The following is an 808-nucleotide window of genomic DNA, read 5'->3' as shown; positions in this document are numbered from 1 at the left end:
CGCACCGTCCTGAACATCCGACCGGCATGCGAGGCATTCAACATCAGCCAGACATGCTATCGCTACGAACCAAAGCTTTCGGTCGAGAACGAACTTGTTGTCGATTGGCTGATACGTTTAACGCATAACCAGCGCAATTGGGGATTCGGATTGTGCTTTTTGTATTTGCGCAACGTCAAAGGTTTTGGCTGGAATCACAAACGGGTATACCGGATTTATTGCGAGTTGGAGCTCAACATGCGAATCAAACCCAAGAAGCGAATCGTACGCGAAAAACCGGAGCCTCTTGTAGCTCCTGAATCCATCAACCATGTCTGGTCCATGGATTTCATGCATGACCAGTTGCGAAATGGCCGCAGTTATCGGCTGTTCAATGTGATTGATGACTTTAACCGAGAGGGGCTGGGCATTGAGGTGGACTTTTCTCTGCCCGCTGAACGGGTGATCCGTTCCTTAGAGCAAATCATAGAATGGCGAGGTAAGCCTCAGACTCTTCGCTGTGACAATGGTCCTGAATATATCAGCCATCGGCTTCAGGCTTGGGCTGAACGAAATGGCATTCAGCTTGAGTACATTCAGCCTGGCAAGCCACAGCAAAACGCGTATGTCGAACGTTTTAACAGGACGGTTCGATATGATTGGCTTTGTCAGTACTTGTTTGAAACCATAGATGAGGTCCAGGACTTTGCCACCAAGTGGCTTTGGACCTACAACAACGAACGACCACATTTTGCCCTTGGGGGGTACCGCCCAAGGGCAAGGCTGGGAAAGGCAGCATAGGCTCTACTTTTCAGACCGCCTAGAAATG

1 protein-coding gene is annotated in these 808 nt (G+C 49.6%); it reads left to right on the top strand.

Annotation, left to right across the window (positions count from 1 at the left end; genetic code table 11):
- On the top strand, positions 1–780 hold a 780-nt coding region (locus J0909_RS18280), incomplete at its 5' end, for an IS3 family transposase (RefSeq protein ID WP_207265126.1).
- Positions 781–808 lie beyond the last annotated feature (28 nt).

The sequence above is a fragment of the Desulfovibrio sp. Huiquan2017 genome, from assembly GCF_017351175.1.
Lineage (GTDB): Bacteria > Desulfobacterota > Desulfovibrionia > Desulfovibrionales > Desulfovibrionaceae > Pseudodesulfovibrio.
The sequence above is the reverse complement of the archived record's forward strand: the minus strand, read 5'-3'. Positions and strand labels throughout refer to the sequence as shown.